1 protein-coding gene is annotated in these 821 nt (G+C 81.2%); it reads left to right on the forward strand.

Translation table 11 applies throughout. The annotated features are described in order from the left end of the window. The first annotated feature begins 217 nt into the window (after window positions 1–217). Window positions 218–796 carry a hypothetical protein gene (locus tag EAO70_RS35605; protein ID WP_261993217.1) on the forward strand — a complete coding sequence of 193 codons (579 nt, stop codon included), beginning with the start codon at window positions 218–220 and terminating at the stop codon, window positions 794–796. Window positions 797–821: the final 25 nt, after the last annotated feature.

Consider the following 821-nt stretch of genomic DNA (forward strand, 5'->3'; position numbering starts at 1 on the left):
GCCCTGATCCTCGGCCACGTCGTCCAGCCAGGCGTACCGCGCCMCCCGGGCCGGGCGTCGCCCCCGGGGTGCGCGGTACGCCTGGCTGGACGACGTGGCCGAGGATCAGGGCCCGGCGCCCGCACCCGCGTCCGTACCCGAGCTCCCCGCGCTGCCCACGGGGGGAGCGACACCGAGGGGGGCACGGTTCGGAGGTGCCCAGCCCGCGGAGACCGCCGTGCGCGGCGGTGCCGGGGTCGCCGCGCCCGCCGGGACCGACTCCGCCGAGGCGACCCGCGCCGCCGCCAACGCCGTCTACGCCCTCCAGCGGCTCCGCGCCCAGGGCCGCAGCGGCGAGGCCCACGCGCTGCTCTGCGAGGCGCTCGGCGGGCCGCTCTCCCGGCTGCCCGCCCTCGCCGAGGAGCTGCGGCGGGCCGGGCTCGCCGCCGACTGGTCGGTCCTGCTCTGGGAGGCGGCCTCGCTGCCGCCCGCCCGGCTCGCCGCCGTCGCCGGGGTGCTCGCCGACGCCGACCGGGCCGCCGACTGCGAGCAACTGCTCCGCCAGGGCGTGGCGCGCCCCGCGGAGGAGCTCGCCGGGGCCTGCGCCGCGCTGCGCGCCGAGGGCCACCACGGCGAGGCCCGCGCCCTGCTCACCGCCTTCGTCCGGGTCCGCGCCCCCGAGGACGCGGCCCGGCTGGCGGCGGAGGACCCGCGGGAGCTCGTACCCCAACTCGTTGAAGCCGCCCGAGCGGTGTCGGCGAGCCGCGAGGGCGACCTGCTGCACGCCCTGCGGGTGGCCGGACTCGCGGGAGCCTGAGCCACGCGCCCGCCCCCTCGTACCC

The organism is Streptomyces sp. adm13(2018) (assembly GCF_008042145.1).
Lineage (GTDB): Bacteria > Actinomycetota > Actinomycetes > Streptomycetales > Streptomycetaceae > Streptomyces.